The sequence below is a fragment of the Paenibacillus castaneae genome, assembly GCF_002884445.1.
In the GTDB taxonomy this organism is placed as follows: domain Bacteria; phylum Bacillota; class Bacilli; order Paenibacillales; family Paenibacillaceae; genus Pristimantibacillus; species Pristimantibacillus castaneae.
In genome coordinates this window covers 1,688,360-1,704,051 of record NZ_KZ614144.1, presented here as the reverse complement: position 1 = coordinate 1,704,051, position 15,692 = coordinate 1,688,360, and the positions used below count along the sequence as shown (strand labels likewise).

Sequence of the window (15,692 nt, the reverse complement as noted above, 5' to 3'; positions counted from 1 at the left end):
ATACAAAATGAAGTACATCCGATGTATCCTTGTAACAGTGCTCATCTCGACAATGCTTACGGGTTGTTGGGGGGCGAGGGAAATTGAGCATATGATTTATGTAAATACTGTAGGGATCGATTATGTGAATGATCAGGTAGTTGTCTATGTCCAGATGGTTAATTTTAGTGGGATTGCCAAAAAGGAATCCGGACAGGCACAGCCACAGAAGACATTCATCGGCAAGAGCCAAGGGGATTCATTCGATACCGCGATATTCAATCTTTATGCTTCAAGCCCACAAAGGATTGTCTGGAGCAATGTGAAAACCATCGTATTTAGCGACAAGGCTCTAAAACACGGTATTATTAATCAGGTTCTGGAGGTATGGGACCGGTATTATGAATTCCGCTATACCGTTTGGGCCATGGCTACCAAGGAACCTATGGAACAAGTGCTCAATACCTCCTCAATAAGCGATTTATCGGTTATTTATTCACAACTTAACAGCCCTATGAGAACTTATGAACAAAGTTCAATCATTACACCGCTGTATCTCTACAAGTTTATATGGAAATGGAAAGAAAAAGGTCAAACGGTATTATTGCCTTATCTGGATATTGTGAATAGTTGGACGGATAATAATAAGCCTTCTCCCAATCTCGGCATGGGAGGAGTTTGTGTATTGGACAACCGGAAATTCAGAGGCTGCCTGGAGAGCCATGATGTCTTAGGGCTGCGATGGCTGGATAATAATACAATAAGAACGCCCCTGGTAATTAGAGATAAAAAATCCTTCAAAGCTTTAATGGTAATGAATAAAATCAAATCAAAAATTCATCCAAAGCTGAAGCATGGTAAACCAGTCTTCGATATAACAGTATCTATGCAGGCTACCCTTCCTCAAATAAATATGAGTCTTCATAAGACAAAGCTGGAGCAGCAAGCGACAAAAGAAATTAAAGATCAAATTATGGAAACCTACCGAAAAGGTTTAGAAATGAATACAGATGTTTTTGGACTATCAGGCATATTTTATCGTAGTATGCCAAACGCATGGAACAAGTTGAATGATAATGGAAAAATTCCGCTGGATCAGAGCAGCATTGAGAACATCGTCATTAAGGTGAATCTGGTTAATGGTGGAATATCCAAGATGAAGTGAGAATGAGCGCGATCAACTGCATATTTAGCTAGTATAATAAACCCGATCGAATTCGATCGGGTTTTCTCTTTTACTGCGAGTTGATTTATCCGTGGTTTGCGCTCCTCATCTCCCAAACCTCCATCGATTTGACCGTTAAGCTTCCATTACCCCATATCTGTAAGCCTAATGAGTCCACTCTGCTAGGGTATGCCCTTGTCGTTAAGCTTTTCAATCCGTTCGCATAAGCTTCAATCATCGAGCGGTCCAAGTATATATGAAGCTTCACATTTTCCCCGTTTAGCTCAAGCTTGCCTCCTTGAATGCCTTTACTTCTTTCAAAACGATCCAATGTCGTTTTAGTCCGATTTACTTTCAACATAGCATCGACAATATCGTAGTAGAGCAGCGTTTCTTCTTCGCCATTAGGGGAACGGCGAACTTTAATGCCCATTTGCTCCGCTTTATCCGCTTCCAGCTCCAGCATGATTTCCAGCATGTCGCCTTTGACTTCTTTCAGCAGCACATTTGCTTCTTCCAATGACTTATCCTTGAAGGAGACGAGCTTCTCTCCTCGCAAAGTTTGAAGCTCTTCAATCGGCTCAACGCCGAGACGCCCGTCTTCCCGAAGGAAAACGCTAACTGGCAGCCCACCGTTATGCGCCCATCCCGCACTGTAATCGAGCTGTGGCGTTCTCTCTCCTTGCGCAATCGTAAATATAATATTTCTGCTGGTCTTCGGATCAACCATTCCGCTTGGTCCCGTGAAATGAAATTGTCCGACATCGATCAGCTCCGGCTCTTCTTGATCAGGCGTAAATGAAAATTTATTTTTATCAAAAGATCCGATCCAATAGAATACCTCGACATCTGCACCAGGTCCTACAGGACTAATAAGAAACAGATGTTTTTCATTCCCGTTTTTATCCTTTCCAAGCGGCAACAAAACCGGAAGCTCCCACACAGGTCCTAAATAAGGGTATTTTTTTAAGTCAGACGTGTAGAAAGGGCCTTTGTACTCCCAATCCGTCATATTCTTGGACGTATAGGCAAGCGCAGTGCCTGAACCTCCCTCAATCCCGGATCCGATCAACAAATACCATGTATCTCCTTCTTTCCACACAAACGGATCACGGAAATCTCCGAAAAGGCCGATACCCTTTTGTTGTGTGATGACGGGCTCAGGATGCTTGATCCAGCTAACAAGATCATTATTATTATCCTCAAGAAATGTGCTTCTGGCTAAACCGACGCGTTGATTCGGCTTTACGCTATCGTCCCCTGCGGTAAAAAATAGAGCGGGAACTCCGTTCTCATCGTAGGCCGCACTTCCAGACCATACCCCATCGGGGTCTACCGCATTCTTCTCAGGAGCAAGCGCTACCGGCAGATCTCTCCAGTTCACCATATCGTCGCTTACCCAATGGCCCCAATGAATTTGATGCCAATAGGGTCCTTGTGGATTATGCTGATAAAACAAATGGTACTGGCCATTGAAATAAATAGGAGCATGAGGCTCGTTCATCCAATGTGCAGGAGGGCTCACATGATATTGTGGCCGGTGTCTGTCATCCGTTAGTAAGCTTCTGTCCAATTGGATATCATCATACGGAATTTCAGGGGACTTCCCGCCGTGCGGCTGTAAATCCTCCGCAAATATATTGGCAATTTCCTCTGCATCTAAGGCTTGACTGTACAGTTTCACTTCGTCCATCATGCCATTGAACATATTGAGCGGGAACACTCCTGCAAGAATCGTACTTTGATTATTTTTACCTAGCAGCAAATCCGATTTAGAAGGCGAAATCGCTGCTTTATTAGAGCTGGCTTTCGAGGCTACTTCCTTTCCGTTTAAATAGAGCCTCATCATACCATCGTTCTTCGAATAGGTGGCGGCTACAAAGGACCACTGCTCTTTAACAAGCGGTGCATCATCAGCCCATACCTCCTCCCAATTACCGCCTATTCCGAGCTGCAAGGACCATGATCCGTGACGATACATGCCGAGTATGAATCCTTCTTTGTTCTCTCTATCATGCTGATTAACAATGGCCGAAAGCCTTTGTTCGTCGCCCCACTCGTAGGAACGGGGCGCAACCCACGCGGTGATCGTCAACGCGTCGCCCGGCTGCTTCACTCCATCTGCTGGCCTCGTTACCCATGTTGAATAGCCGTCGAATAGCAGAGCTCCCCCCTTCACCCCTCTTCTCCAAGCTGGATCATGCGTATTCGTAAAACGGGCATCATTGAATACATAATTAATAGGATCTACAAACTCGCTAATCTGGTCCCTGACAGTTTTGCCCGCACCTTCATCGAACGACCATTGCGCCATTAATCCTGATTGCTCTCGAGTCTCTTGCGAACTCATAACAAACCATCCTCCTAATACGATTAAAAAGATACATGCAACTGTTATTACTGCCTTTTTGTTTAAAATCATCTCAGCGATACCACCTGAAGATACTCACATACGACCTTCTCAAGCCACTCACTCCTCTTGACTATTAAAAAAGCGGTTGAATAGAAAAAGCAACCTATTCCAACCGCTGTTTCACCACTTTATAGACTTTCGTTTGCAGCCAGCATTTCGCTGCTAGCATGAATGGAGCTTAATTCATAGACCTCAAGAGAGACGATCCTCGCAGCGCCTCCTGCAGCGAATACTTCAAGGAAGCCATTGCTTGATACAGGGAAAATCAAATCCGACATAACGACCTTTCCATCATTCGCAAACACCTCTACCGAAGACCAATCCACGAAGAGCTGCATCTGAATCCGTCCATTCTCCGGTTGCAGCGATGCTTCATGCTTGCAGGCGAATTGCGGATGAAAGTCTGACTTACCCGATTTTGTACGGTCAATAAATAAAGATTGGGTTCTCGTATCGTAACCGACTAGCGTCGCTTCTTCCGCTGAAGCGTTTAATTTCAGCCCCAACTGCTCTGCATCGCCAATCTCAAATTCCACTTTAATTTCGAGTTGATAAGCAGTCATATTCGTTGATATAGGCTGTTCCGATGCAAGCGGGATTTCTTCTTGGAAAAGTTTCGCTTGGCGAAGACTCTGCAGCTCTTGTACAGGCTGCTGCTTCAACCGGATACCTGCTTCATCTGTATGGAGAGACAACACACGTGGAATCGTCATCGCGCTTCTCCAAGTTTCGGTCGGTGTCATGTTCGCATATTTCCAATTGCTCATCCAGCCCATCAATAATCGTCTGCCATCTGAATTCGGAATGTCGGACCATGAAACGCCTGCGTAATTATCACGTCCGTGATCCACCCACAATACCGTGTCGGCTGTATTTTCGTTAGTGAAGGTTCTTCCGTTAAAGTCCCCAACAAAATACTGCGTTCTAGAGCCTTCAGGGCAAGCAGAATTATCACCGATGCTTACGATAAGCACCCACTTCTTCTGCTCTGTTTGCCCATTAACAGGAAGCTCGAACAAGTCTGGACATTCCCATACTCCGTCGTGAGAGCCTTCAGCAGCGCCAAACTCACCAGTGAACACCCATTCTTTTAAATTGAAGGAAGAGTAGAATCGAATATGATCTCCAGCTGCTAGAACCATAACCCACTGTTTAGATTTCTCATGCCAGAAAACCTTGGGATCGCGGAAATCTACAATTTGTTCTTCCGTAAGAACGGGATTTCCTTCGTATTTGATCCATGTTCTACCTTTATCCTTGCTATAGGCTATACTTTGGCATTGTTTTGTTTTCTCCGAATCCGGATACGTTTTATGATGCGTAAAAATAGCTACCAGTCCAGCACCGCCGGAGAAAAAACCACTCCTATCGTTCCAATCCACAACCGCGCTTCCAGAGAAAATAAATCCATTTTCATCCGGCTCAAGCGCAACCGGAAGATGCTCCCAATGAATAAGATCTCGGCTAACGGCATGCCCCCAATGCATCGGACCCCATGTAGTTCCGCCTGGATAGTACTGATAAAATAAATGATACTCGCCTTCAAAGTAGACCATACCATTAGGATCATTCATCCAATGAGCAGCAGGCGTGAAATGAAACTGCGGCCGGTATTTTTCGGTATAAGTTGCTATTGTCATTGTTCATTCAACACCTTTCGAATTTCATCCATGCCAGGCATAGCCGGTATGGCACCCCTCTTCGTTGTGACGATCGCGCCTACTGCATTGGCGAATGTAATCGCATGTTCAACGTCTTCTTTAGACAGCTCTTCTAACTGTACTTTCATTTCTAACAGAGCGAACAATATACCTCCCAAAAAAGCGTCCCCTGCTCCTGTCGTATCAATCGTATCCACTCGGAAGCCGGGCACCTTGCCGCTTTGTTGGCCAAACCGGTAATAGCAGCCTTCCTCGGCCAATGTAATGAGTACCAGCTTCACGCCGTATGTTTCGGAAATATATTTCGAGCCCTTCTCAAGGTCTTTCGTTCCTGTTATAAACGCAAGCTCTTCTTCAGACAGTTTTGTAATATCGGAATATTTCAAGCCAGCAATTATAGCGCTTTTGGCATGCGTCAGATCATCCCATAGTGAAAGCCTTAAGTTCGGATCAAAGGAAATCCATGCTCCGCTTTTTTTGGCATGCTCCAGTGCATGTAAGGTAGCCGTTCTGGATGGTTCGTGCGTCATTGAAATCGAACCGAAATGAAATATCCTCGCTTGATCAATTAAGCTATAATCTACTTCGTTCTCATGAAGTGTCTGATCGGAGCCCGGTTTGCGGTGAAAGCTAAACGATCGGTCGCCCATATCGTCGAGATGGACAAAAGCCAATGTAGTGCTTACCTCACTCGACACTACCAATCCACCGGTATGCACTTCGCATGTTTCCAGCGTTTCTTTAAGAAATGTCCCAAATTGGTCATTTCCGACTTTGCCTATAAATGATGTTTTTTTGCCCAGTTTAGCTAAAGCAGCCAATACGTTAGCAGGTGCTCCGCCGGGATTACATTCAAATTGTTGGTTCCCATTCTCGGACTTTCCAGCAGGCGTAAAGTCAACAAGTACTTCTCCCAATGCCGTAACATCGTAAACCATATCGTTCACCCACCTAATCCATGCGTTAATAATCTCTCTCTATTAAAGTGAAACCGGAACGAAACGGATCGTTCCGTTCCGTCAGCGTATAAACTAGCCCTGAGCTTGCTTGTATCGCTCCAGACCTTTCTGGTAAAGCTCCATTAGCTTATCAAGACCCATTTCATTCACTTGCTTCACATAACTATCCCATTGTTTGTCGACATTTCCGTCAACAATGAACTTCGCTCTCTGTGTGTTCACATATTTGATCAATTCCGGCTCAATTCGATTGATCACTTCCAGCTCTTCAGGCAGGAAGAAAATGCCCGGATAATTTTCAGCTTCCATGACCGGTTCGTAGTATTTCTCTAAATCTTCCTTACGTTGTTTTGCGCGGGGCTCCATGTCAACGATCGTCTGATAATCCTCTTTCGTGATTACACCAGCACCGTTAGGCGCCACTTGTTGACGATATTCTCCCATCGATTTACCTTCCGGCAGCGGTAAATTCACAAGCTTGCCGTTAGCATCCTTCTCATATATCACATCGATTGGGCCCCAGTGAATTTGCGCTGCCATATAAGGTTCATACTGCTGGTCGATCCAGCGCATCGTAACTTCCGGACTTTTGTTCATCTTCGTGATGACAAAAGTTCCTCTGCCAGGACCCCCGCCATTGCCTCTGCCGATCGTCTTCTGGCCTGTTGGGCCGGTAAGTGGGGGCACAAGTGCGTAATCCTTCGCACGATCTGAACCGACAACTTCTTCAATTTCCCACCATACATAGGAACCGAGTGTTTCGTCAGGCGTTTTTCCTTTCGCCAAATATTGAGGAGCATCTTGAGTGAAAGATTCGGGATCAATTAGGCCCTGCTTATACCATTTTTCATTAAAATACTTCAATGCTTCCTTATATTCAGGCTGAATGGCAGTAAAAATGACTTTGCCGTCTCTAACAATACGGTGTTCAAGATTATCCGGCATCCCGAATGCTCCGAACAGACCGGCAATATCCATACACCAGCCCATATGCATAAAACTGAGCGGGATTTCATCGGCAATGCCGTTGCCGTTAGGATCTTGCGTCTTGAATGCCACTAAAGCATCCGTATATTCATCAAGCGTTTCTGGAAATTTGAGGCCGAGCTTTGTAAGCCATGCCGTATTGATGACATGGAAGAAAGGATTTGTGCCGAGTTCATTTTCTTCCCAGGTAGGAAGTCCATAAATATGTCCGTCAGGAGCCGTAATCGCTGCTTTAATGTCCGGTCTTTGCTCCAAAAGCTTTTTTAAATTAGGGGCATATTCCGAAATTAAATCTTCCAAAGGTATAATTGTGCCGTCTTTGCCGTAAGTAATAAGCTCATAGTCGGAAAAACCTGCACCGTAGAACGCATCCGGCAGATCACCGCTCGCCAGAAGTAAATTTTTCTTTTCTCCGTAATCCGTGTCCGGAATGTTGGTCCATTTAATGCTTACATTCGTCGATTGCTCCAGACGTTTGAAAATTTCCATTTGACCATATTCCGGAGCTAGCTGTGCTTTCGGTGCTACCATTTTCAAAGTAACTTTTCCGTTTACGATCGGCAGCCCTTCTTTATTAATCGCTTGTGCATTGGTGTTGCTTTCTGTGTTGCTGCCTCCCTTGCTCTTCGAGCACCCCGTTAGTGCTATGGTCGTTGCCAGTGCGAGACTTAAAGTAATAGACAGTGCTTTTTTCATCTTTGCTGCGCCCTCCTTTTTTATGACAAACTAATTTTCATCTATAACCCACCCGAGAGGCCTTGCCCGGGGAATTACCTCGATACAGCAACTACCCTTTGATGGAACCGATCATCACGCCTTTTACGAAATACCGCTGAAGGAATGGATACAGTATAAGCAGCGGCAAACTTGCGACAATGATGACCCCATATTTAATCAACTCTGTAACTCTCAATTTCGCAGCGTATGACTCCACATCAACCATCATGTTTGAGTTCACCTGGTTTTGTACGAGAATATTTCGAAGCACCAGCTGGAGCGGGTATTTCACCTCTTCATTCAAATAAATAAGAGCGTCGAAGAAGCCGTTCCAGAAACCTACCACATGAAAGAGCACCATGACCGCGATAATCGGTTTCGAGAGAGGAATAACAAATTGAAAGAAAAAATTCGTGTTAGTGCTGCCGTCGATGAATGCGGCTTCCCGCATTTCATCAGGAATCGTGCTCTGAAAAAATGTTCGGACGATAATAATGTTGAAAACGCCTGCTGCGCCCGGAACGACAAGCGCCCAGATTGTATTAATCATGCCAAGATCCTTGATCAGCAGATAAGTCGGAATCAATCCCCCGCTGAAAAACATCGTCAGCATAAAAAACCACATAAACAAGTTTCTTCCCACAAAGTCCTTACGAGATAGCGGATAAGCTGCAAGGAGCGTAAAAGAGACGCTGATCAATGTCCCTAACGTCGCATAGAGCATCGAGTTTCCGTATCCGATCCATATCGAAGCATCATTAAAGATACGTTGATAACCATCCACCGTAAATCCTTTTGGGAAAAGCCATACATCACCTGAATAAATGTAATTAGGATCGCTAAATGAGGCGATAAGGACAAAGAACAATGGGTATAGAATTAACAGCATGCCGATCGTGAGAATCGAATAGTTGAACAGGTCAAATAGAAAATCACTTTTACTTTTTCTTTTAAATAACAAGCTTTTCATTAGTACGCCACCTCTACCACAAACTAGTTTCTGTTAATTTCTTGGCAACACGGTTAACGACGAACAATAAAATGATGTTAATAACCGAATTAAACAATCCGATTGCAGCCGAGAAGCTGTACTGGGCTTTCTGAATCCCTTGCTCGTACACGTAAGTTGGAAGGATATTTGATGTGTCATAATTAAGATCGCTCTGCATCAAAAAGGCTTTCTCGAACCCAACGCTCATAATGTTACCAAGAGCAAGTACGAGCAGAATGATGATAGTCGGTAGAATGCCTGGAATATCTACGTTGAGTATCCTCTTCCACTTGCTAGCTCCATCCATAATGGCGGCTTCATGCAGCTCGGGACTTACACCCGCCAAGGCTGCAAGATAAATAATTGTCGCAAAGCCTGTTTCCTGCCAGATCCCTGACAGGATGTAAAGCGGACGGAACCACCCTGAGTCGGCCATAAAGAGAATCGGTTCCCCTCCGAAAAGGGTGATGATATGGTTGACCATACCGCTGTTCGGAGACAAAAAGACGTTCAGCATCCCTACAAGCACGACAACGGAAATAAAATGCGGCGCGTAAATAACAGTTTGTACAAACTTTTTATACCTTTTGGCCGTTATCTGATTCAGCATAAGAGCCACAATAATCGGTGTGGGAAAGCCGAAAAGAAGCGATAGAAAGCTTAAAGAAAGCGTGTTCTTAATAATGGCCCAAAAATTATAAGATTCAAAAAACCGGATGAAATGCTCTAATGCAACCCACTCACTACCCCATATTCCTTTGCTCGGTGTAAAATCTTTAAAAGCAATTTGAACTCCGTACATCGGATAGTATCTAAATACGAGATACAACAAAACGACCGGAAGCAAGAACAAATACAATTCGTAGTTTCGTTTAATCTGGATCCACGTTTTGCTCTTTATCTTTGAATTACCCTCCAATCTCGTATTAGATAATTCTTTTGTTGTCAAACTCATCTGATCTCCCCCATTAATGAACTAATCACATCCAGAGTGAACGCTTACAAATCGATAATATGATTCCCATGATGATATTGATAAAGCATTGAAGTGAAATATGAAACGTTTCCAATTCAGTTGAAACGTTTCCAATTTAGCAAAAGACTTTCCACTTAACTATAAAACATTAAGTGGTTTCTCCTTTTCTAAATGTGATAGGGATCCGATAAGTGTCTCTATCTAATGTCTCGCCTTCAATTTTTTTGAAAAGCAGCTTTATTGCAAGTCGAGCCATTTCTTCTACCGGCTGACGAATCGTCGATATTACCGGATGGAAATACGTGTGATCTTGAATTCCATCATACCCGATGACCTTAACGTCTTCTGGAACGCGAATGCCTTGCTGTTTTGCATATTCAATATATTTGGCAGCAAACATATCTGTTATTGCAAAAACACCATCCACATCTTGATAGCGTTTAATAAAATTTCCGTAATAGGATTCATCGTCTTGAACCGGATCCGATTCCTCATAAACGATATATTCGACTCCGAGCGCCTCGGCCTCTTGGACGAAGCCCTCTCTTCTATTCATGGTTTCACTGAAAACCGAAGTAACACTGCCCATAAATGCTGGTTTTTTCGATCCTGCCTTAACAAGCTCTCTCAATGCAAGGCGACCGCCTTCGAAATTATCAGACGTCACGCAGGTGATTTTCTTACTGAAATGGCGGTCGATACTAATGATCGGAATATCCGTGCTCACATTATTCTCGATGTCGTTGTACGTAATTCCGACAATCCCTGCTACCTTGTTTTGCTCTAGCATATCCAAATAGTAAAGCTCTTTCTCTGGCTTGCCCCCGCTGTTGCAAAGCATGAGCTTGTATCCTTCACGATCGAGCTCATCCTCAATATAATAAGCAAGCTCAGAGAAAAAAGGATGCCATATGCTTGGAAGCATTAAGGCCACCATTTTTGATTTTTGCATTTTAAAATTACGCGCTACTTCATTCGGTACATAATTTAATTGTTCAATAGCAGCTTTAACTTTCCTTCGAGTCTCCGGTTTCACAGCTCCGGTATTGTTAATTACCCTTGATACGGTGCCGACAGCCACCCCCGCCAAGATTGCGACATCTTTTATACCAGACATGATTGACCTCCGCTTACATATTTCTAATACATGTATAATAACATCAAGTTGGAAACGTTTCAATACTAAATTTGAAACGTTTCCAACTTTACTTTTGCAGCTCAATTTGATCATAAATGGATAAACTATTTCTTACCGCTATGTCCTATGCATCAGCAAGCTTCTTCAATTCCAGCATTTCGCATTACCATTTCACATGGTTTCGTCGCCTAGGCGAATACTTGCTGATATAAGTGCATGGGTCATAAAGAACTGCTCTCTCACTCGAAAGCCCGACCTTAATAAGGTCGGGCTTTCGTATGAGGCCAGAGATTGCTTTCTTGTAAATTGGGCTAATCTTCTGCGATGAAGTGCAATAATATTTTATTATTCCGCGATATCAGACCACAGTACCAGGTTCGTTATCAAGATACTGCTCATTTATTTCGCTATTATTATTTTTTTATGATAACTTCTGCCATTAAAGTGTTTTTACTTTTGATAAGGGTCAATCGTTTGAATCGTACCATCTTCGTTGTAATGCAATTCCGTATATTTGACGCAGCGCTTATGGTTAACGCCTTCCGACAGCGAACAGTCGTGATAGAACAAATACCATTTTTCTTCGAACTGAACGATAGAGTGGTGAGTTGTCCAGCCGATAACTGGCGTTAAGATCGTCCCCTTAAATGTATAAGGGCCCATCGGGTTCTCGCTGACGGCATAAACCAGCTTGTGCGTGGTACCGGTGGAGTAGGAAAGGTAATACAAATCATTGTACTTGTGTACCCATGGACCCTCGAAATAACGCCGATCTTCGTCGCCTGCAAGAATCGGGCTGCCGTTCTCATCGACAATCGAAATTTCCTGAGGATCAGCTTGAAACGAAAGCATATCCTCGCTCATCTGAGCGACTATTGGACCAAGAGCAGGTGCATCCGCATCCGGCCCCGTCGTATCCGCATCGAAAGCGCCATTCTGCCATTTTTCCAGTTGTCCGCCCCATAGACCTCCGAAATACATATAAGCCTGATTGTTGTCATCTATGAACACAGCAGGGTCGATGCTGAAGCTGCCTTCGATATAAGACGATTGCGGTGTAAAAGGTCCGGCTGGCGAAGCGCTCGTAGCAACTCCGATTCGAAAAATACCATCATGATCTCGCGCAGGAAAAAACAGATAATAGGTATCGTTTTTATAAGCAGCATCCGGTGCCCAAAGCTGTTTAGAAGCCCAAGGGATATCCTTCAGATGAAGGGCCTCACCATGATCTACCACAGGAGAATCGAAGTTATCCATAGACAGGACATGATAATCCTCCATTGCGTACTGATCCCCATTGTCATTATCTGGACCGTCATGATCAAGGTCATGTGACGGGTAAATATAAATTTTGCCCTCAAATACATGAGCGGATGGATCGGCAGTATAGATATGAGTAACTAGTGGTTGATTAGGTTTAATAACTGGATTCATAATGGTTTCCTCCAAATTGTTTTTAATTGATTTGTCATGATTGCTAGAGCTGTGCTTAACAAAATCTTTCATTAGTAGAGCAATTCTACTGAATAAAACTTTCTGTTTTATATATGGAATCATTAAATATTTCTTCACATATAAAAACATTATTTTTACATCATATCTAGAGTTTAGCGCTTACATTAAGTAAATACAACCCATCAATTTTTTATCAATAGAGAAAAGAAGATTCTTGCATGTAACAATCATTATCTATCTGCATCACATTCGCCGCTCGGCAGCCGCTCCGCGCTCCATCTGCTGCATTTCTGCAGCACATTAGCCCCACTACCGCCGCTACGCGCTCCATGTGCTGCACTTCTGCATCACATTCGCCTCACCGCCGCCGCTACGCGCTCTATGTGCTGCACTTTTGCATCACATTCGCCGCTCGACCGCCGCTACGCGCTCCATGTGCTGCACTTCTGCATCACATTCGCCCCACCACCGCCGCTCCGCGCTCCATTTGCTGCACTTCTGCATCACATTCGCCCCGCCACCGCCGCTCCTCGCTCCATGTGCTGCACTTCTGCAGCACATTTGCCGCGCCGCCGCCGCTCCGCGCTCCATGTGCTGCATTTCTGCATTACATTCGCCCCGCCACAGCCGCTCCGCGCTCCATGTGCTGCATTTCTGCATCACATTCGCCGCACCACCGCCGCTCCGCGCTCCATGTGCTGCATTTCTGCATCACATTCGCCCCACCACCGCCGCTCCGCGCTCCATGTGCTGCATTTCTGCAGCACATTCGCCGCACCGCCGCCGCTCCGCGCTCCATGTGCTGCACTTCTGCAGCACATTCGCCGCGCCGCCGCCGCTCCGCGCTCTATGTGCTGCACTTCTGCATCACATTCGCCGCTCCACCGCCGCTCCGCGCTCCAGGTGCTGCATTTCTGCAGCACATTCGCCGCACCGCCGCCGCTCCGCGCTCCATGTGCTGCACTTCTGCAGCACATTCGCCGCGCCGCCGCTGCTCCGCGCTCCATGTGCTGCATTTCTGCATCACATTCGCCCCGCCACCGCCGCTACGCGCTCCATGTGCTGCATTTCTGCATCACATTTGCCGCGCCGCCGCTGCTCCACGCTCCAAGTGCTGCATTTCTGCAGCACATTCGCCGCTCCACCGCCGCTCCACACTCCATGTGCTGCATTTCTGCAGCACATTCGCCTCACCGCTGCCGCTCCGCGCTCTATGTGCTGCATTTCTGCATCACATTCGCCCCACCACCGCCGCTACGCGCTCTATGTGCTGCACTTCTGCATCACATTCGCCGCACCACCACCGCTACGCGCTCCATGTGCTGCACTTCTGCATCACATTTGCCCCGCCACCGCCGCTCCGCGCTCTATGTGCTGCACTTCTGCATCACATTCGCCGCTCGAACAGCTCAAAATGTATAGATTAAAAACTTTGAGACAATATAAGCCAGTCAGAAAGTGTAATCCATATAAATAAACCCTGCTTCATTGAATAGGGTTCTATTTTACTAATACCTGATCATTTTGAATAAATGGACACCGGAGGGAACAACTGTGGATAAGAAGAAGGCAGGAACGAATAAACTCTCGATCTTCGCACTAGGCGGCGTATATGAAATAGGCAAAAATATGTATGTTGTTCAATATGAGGATGACATCCTGGTCATTGATTGCGGATCTAAATTTCCCGATGAGAGTCTTCTTGGCATCGATTTGATTATTCCTGACATTTCGTACTTATTAGAAAAGAAAGATAAGGTCCGCGCTTTAATCGTTACCCATGGACACGAAGACCACATTGGCGGCATCCCTTATTTTTTGAAGCAGCTAAATATTCCCGTGTATGGAACGAGCCTTACGCTCGGATTAATTAAAGGAAAGATGAAAGAGCATCGTCTCAGCAATGTAAGCCTTTATGAAATTAAATCCGATTCCTCGATCGAGCTAGGAAGTCTGAAGCTTACTTTTTTCCGTACGAATCACAGCATCCCCGATTGTGTTGGTGTAGTTATTGATACCCCGGAGGGCACGGTTGTACATACTGGTGATTTCAAATTTGATCTTTCCCCCTCAAATAAGCAATTTCCCGACATTCACAAGATGGCACGCATCGGGGAAAAAGGGGTACTCGCATTATTATCCGAAAGTACGAATGCAGAACGACCCGGATTTACTCCTTCAGAGAAGCTGGTAGGAGAACGGATTAAGGAAGCCTTTCAAAAGGCTGAGAACAAAATATTTTTATCCACGTTTGCATCCAATGTAAGCCGTTTGCAGCAGGTTGTGGATGCTGCTATCGCTACAAATCGCAAGCTGCTATTGCTTGGAAGAAGCATGATCAATGTAGTCACGATTGCATTAGACCTAGGGTATTTAAATATACCTGATGGGATGTTGATTGAAGCAAAAGAAGCAAATGAGCTGTCTCGGGAGCAGGTAGCTGTATTATGTACGGGAAGCCAAGGAGAGCCGATGGCCGCTCTTTCCCGTCTTGCCAGCTCAACCTATCCTCATATTGAAATAATGCCCGATGACACGGTTATATTAGCTTCTTCCCCCATCCCCGGCAATGAAAGAAACGTAGCGAACATGCTGAACCATCTGTATATGCTTGGTGCACACGTTATTCATGGGGCGGGTGCTGCGACAGGCATGCATGTATCCGGTCATGGCAGTCAGGAAGAGCTCAAGCTGATGCTAACGTTGATGAAACCTAAGTACTTTGTTCCAATTCACGGAGAATATCGGATGCTGTACCAGCATAAGCAGTTGGCTGAATCCGTCGGTATCGAGAAAGAACAGATCTTCATCCTAAATAATGGTGATGTCTTAGACATTGCAGAAGGGCATATTCAACAGAATCGCAAAATTATGGCCGGGAATACGCTTGTGGATGGATTAGGAATCGGAGATGTAGGAAACATCATCTTGCGTGATCGCAAGCATCTTGCCGAGGATGGAATTCTTGTAATCGTCATTACGTTAAGTCGAACGGAGAGTGTCATTCTATCTGGACCCGACATCATTAGCCGTGGATTTATTTTTGTTAGAGAATCAGAAACCCTCCTCAATGAAGTAGGCAAGCTGGTTGTTAAAACAATCGGAGACCTCCAGGAGAAAGGAAATGATGGGAAATGGTCGATTCTGAAGCATAAAATCAAGGAATCAACTAGCAAGTATGTGTATGCTAAAACGAAGAGAAGACCGATGATCCTGCCCATTATTATCGAAGTGTAAAATAATGCCCTGTT

The 15,692-nt window shown here is 45.0% G+C and carries 13 protein-coding genes; 2 read left to right on the top strand and 11 right to left on the bottom strand.

Annotation, left to right across the window (positions count from 1 at the left end; all coding sequences use genetic code 11):
• Positions 1–7 precede the first annotated feature (7 nt).
• Positions 8–1,144: a Ger(x)C family spore germination protein gene (locus CEF13_RS07320; protein WP_102710097.1), complete on the top strand. Its 1,137-nt coding sequence runs from the start codon at positions 8–10 to the stop codon at positions 1,142–1,144.
• 85 nt (positions 1,145–1,229) lie between these two features.
• On the opposite strand, the gene CEF13_RS07315 is transcribed toward CEF13_RS07320, so the two are convergent.
• From CEF13_RS07315 to CEF13_RS07265, 11 genes are all read right to left on the bottom strand, one after another.
• Complete coding sequence (locus CEF13_RS07315; RefSeq protein ID WP_102710096.1) at positions 1,230–3,494, bottom strand: GH32 C-terminal domain-containing protein; 2,265 nt, start codon at positions 3,492–3,494, stop codon at positions 1,230–1,232.
• Between the two features lie 191 nt (positions 3,495–3,685).
• Positions 3,686–5,197 carry a glycoside hydrolase family 32 protein gene (locus CEF13_RS07310; RefSeq protein ID WP_102710095.1) on the bottom strand — a complete coding sequence of 504 codons (1,512 nt, stop codon included), beginning with the start codon at positions 5,195–5,197 and terminating at the stop codon, positions 3,686–3,688.
• On the bottom strand, positions 5,194–6,156 hold the full coding sequence (locus CEF13_RS07305) for a carbohydrate kinase family protein (protein WP_102710094.1): 963 nt from the start codon (positions 6,154–6,156) through the stop codon (positions 5,194–5,196). Before CEF13_RS07305 ends, CEF13_RS07310 begins: the two co-directional genes overlap by 4 nt.
• Positions 6,157–6,249: 93 nt before the next feature.
• Positions 6,250–7,860, bottom strand: a complete 1,611-nt coding sequence (locus CEF13_RS07300; RefSeq protein WP_102710093.1) for an ABC transporter substrate-binding protein — start codon at positions 7,858–7,860, stop codon at positions 6,250–6,252.
• Positions 7,861–7,951: 91 nt separating this feature from the next.
• Positions 7,952–8,851 carry a carbohydrate ABC transporter permease gene (locus tag CEF13_RS07295; RefSeq protein ID WP_102710092.1) on the bottom strand — a complete coding sequence of 300 codons (900 nt, stop codon included), beginning with the start codon at positions 8,849–8,851 and terminating at the stop codon, positions 7,952–7,954.
• Positions 8,852–8,864: 13 nt separating this feature from the next.
• Positions 8,865–9,827: an ABC transporter permease gene (locus CEF13_RS07290; protein WP_102710091.1), complete on the bottom strand. Its 963-nt coding sequence runs from the start codon at positions 9,825–9,827 to the stop codon at positions 8,865–8,867.
• A gap of 169 nt (positions 9,828–9,996) precedes the next feature.
• Positions 9,997–10,965, bottom strand: coding sequence for a LacI family DNA-binding transcriptional regulator (locus CEF13_RS07285; RefSeq protein WP_102710090.1), 969 nt, complete (start codon positions 10,963–10,965; stop codon positions 9,997–9,999).
• A 471-nt stretch (positions 10,966–11,436) separates the two neighbouring features.
• Positions 11,437–12,420, bottom strand: coding sequence for a glycoside hydrolase family 43 protein (locus CEF13_RS07280; RefSeq protein ID WP_102716261.1), 984 nt, complete (start codon positions 12,418–12,420; stop codon positions 11,437–11,439).
• Positions 12,421–12,840: 420 nt separating this feature from the next.
• Positions 12,841–13,101 (bottom strand): hypothetical protein, encoded by a 261-nt coding sequence (locus CEF13_RS07275; RefSeq protein WP_102710089.1) that lies wholly within the window; start codon positions 13,099–13,101, stop codon positions 12,841–12,843.
• On the bottom strand, positions 13,101–13,457 hold the full coding sequence (locus CEF13_RS07270; protein WP_102710088.1) for a hypothetical protein: 357 nt from the start codon (positions 13,455–13,457) through the stop codon (positions 13,101–13,103). The genes CEF13_RS07275 and CEF13_RS07270 overlap by 1 nt, the downstream gene beginning before the upstream one ends.
• A gap of 7 nt (positions 13,458–13,464) precedes the next feature.
• Positions 13,465–13,665: a hypothetical protein gene (locus CEF13_RS07265; RefSeq protein WP_102710087.1), complete on the bottom strand. Its 201-nt coding sequence runs from the start codon at positions 13,663–13,665 to the stop codon at positions 13,465–13,467.
• A gap of 330 nt (positions 13,666–13,995) precedes the next feature.
• Here CEF13_RS07265 and CEF13_RS07260 point away from each other — a divergent pair, with 330 nt between their 5' ends.
• Complete coding sequence (locus CEF13_RS07260) at positions 13,996–15,678, top strand: ribonuclease J (RefSeq protein WP_280531296.1); 1,683 nt, start codon at positions 13,996–13,998, stop codon at positions 15,676–15,678.
• Positions 15,679–15,692: the final 14 nt, after the last annotated feature.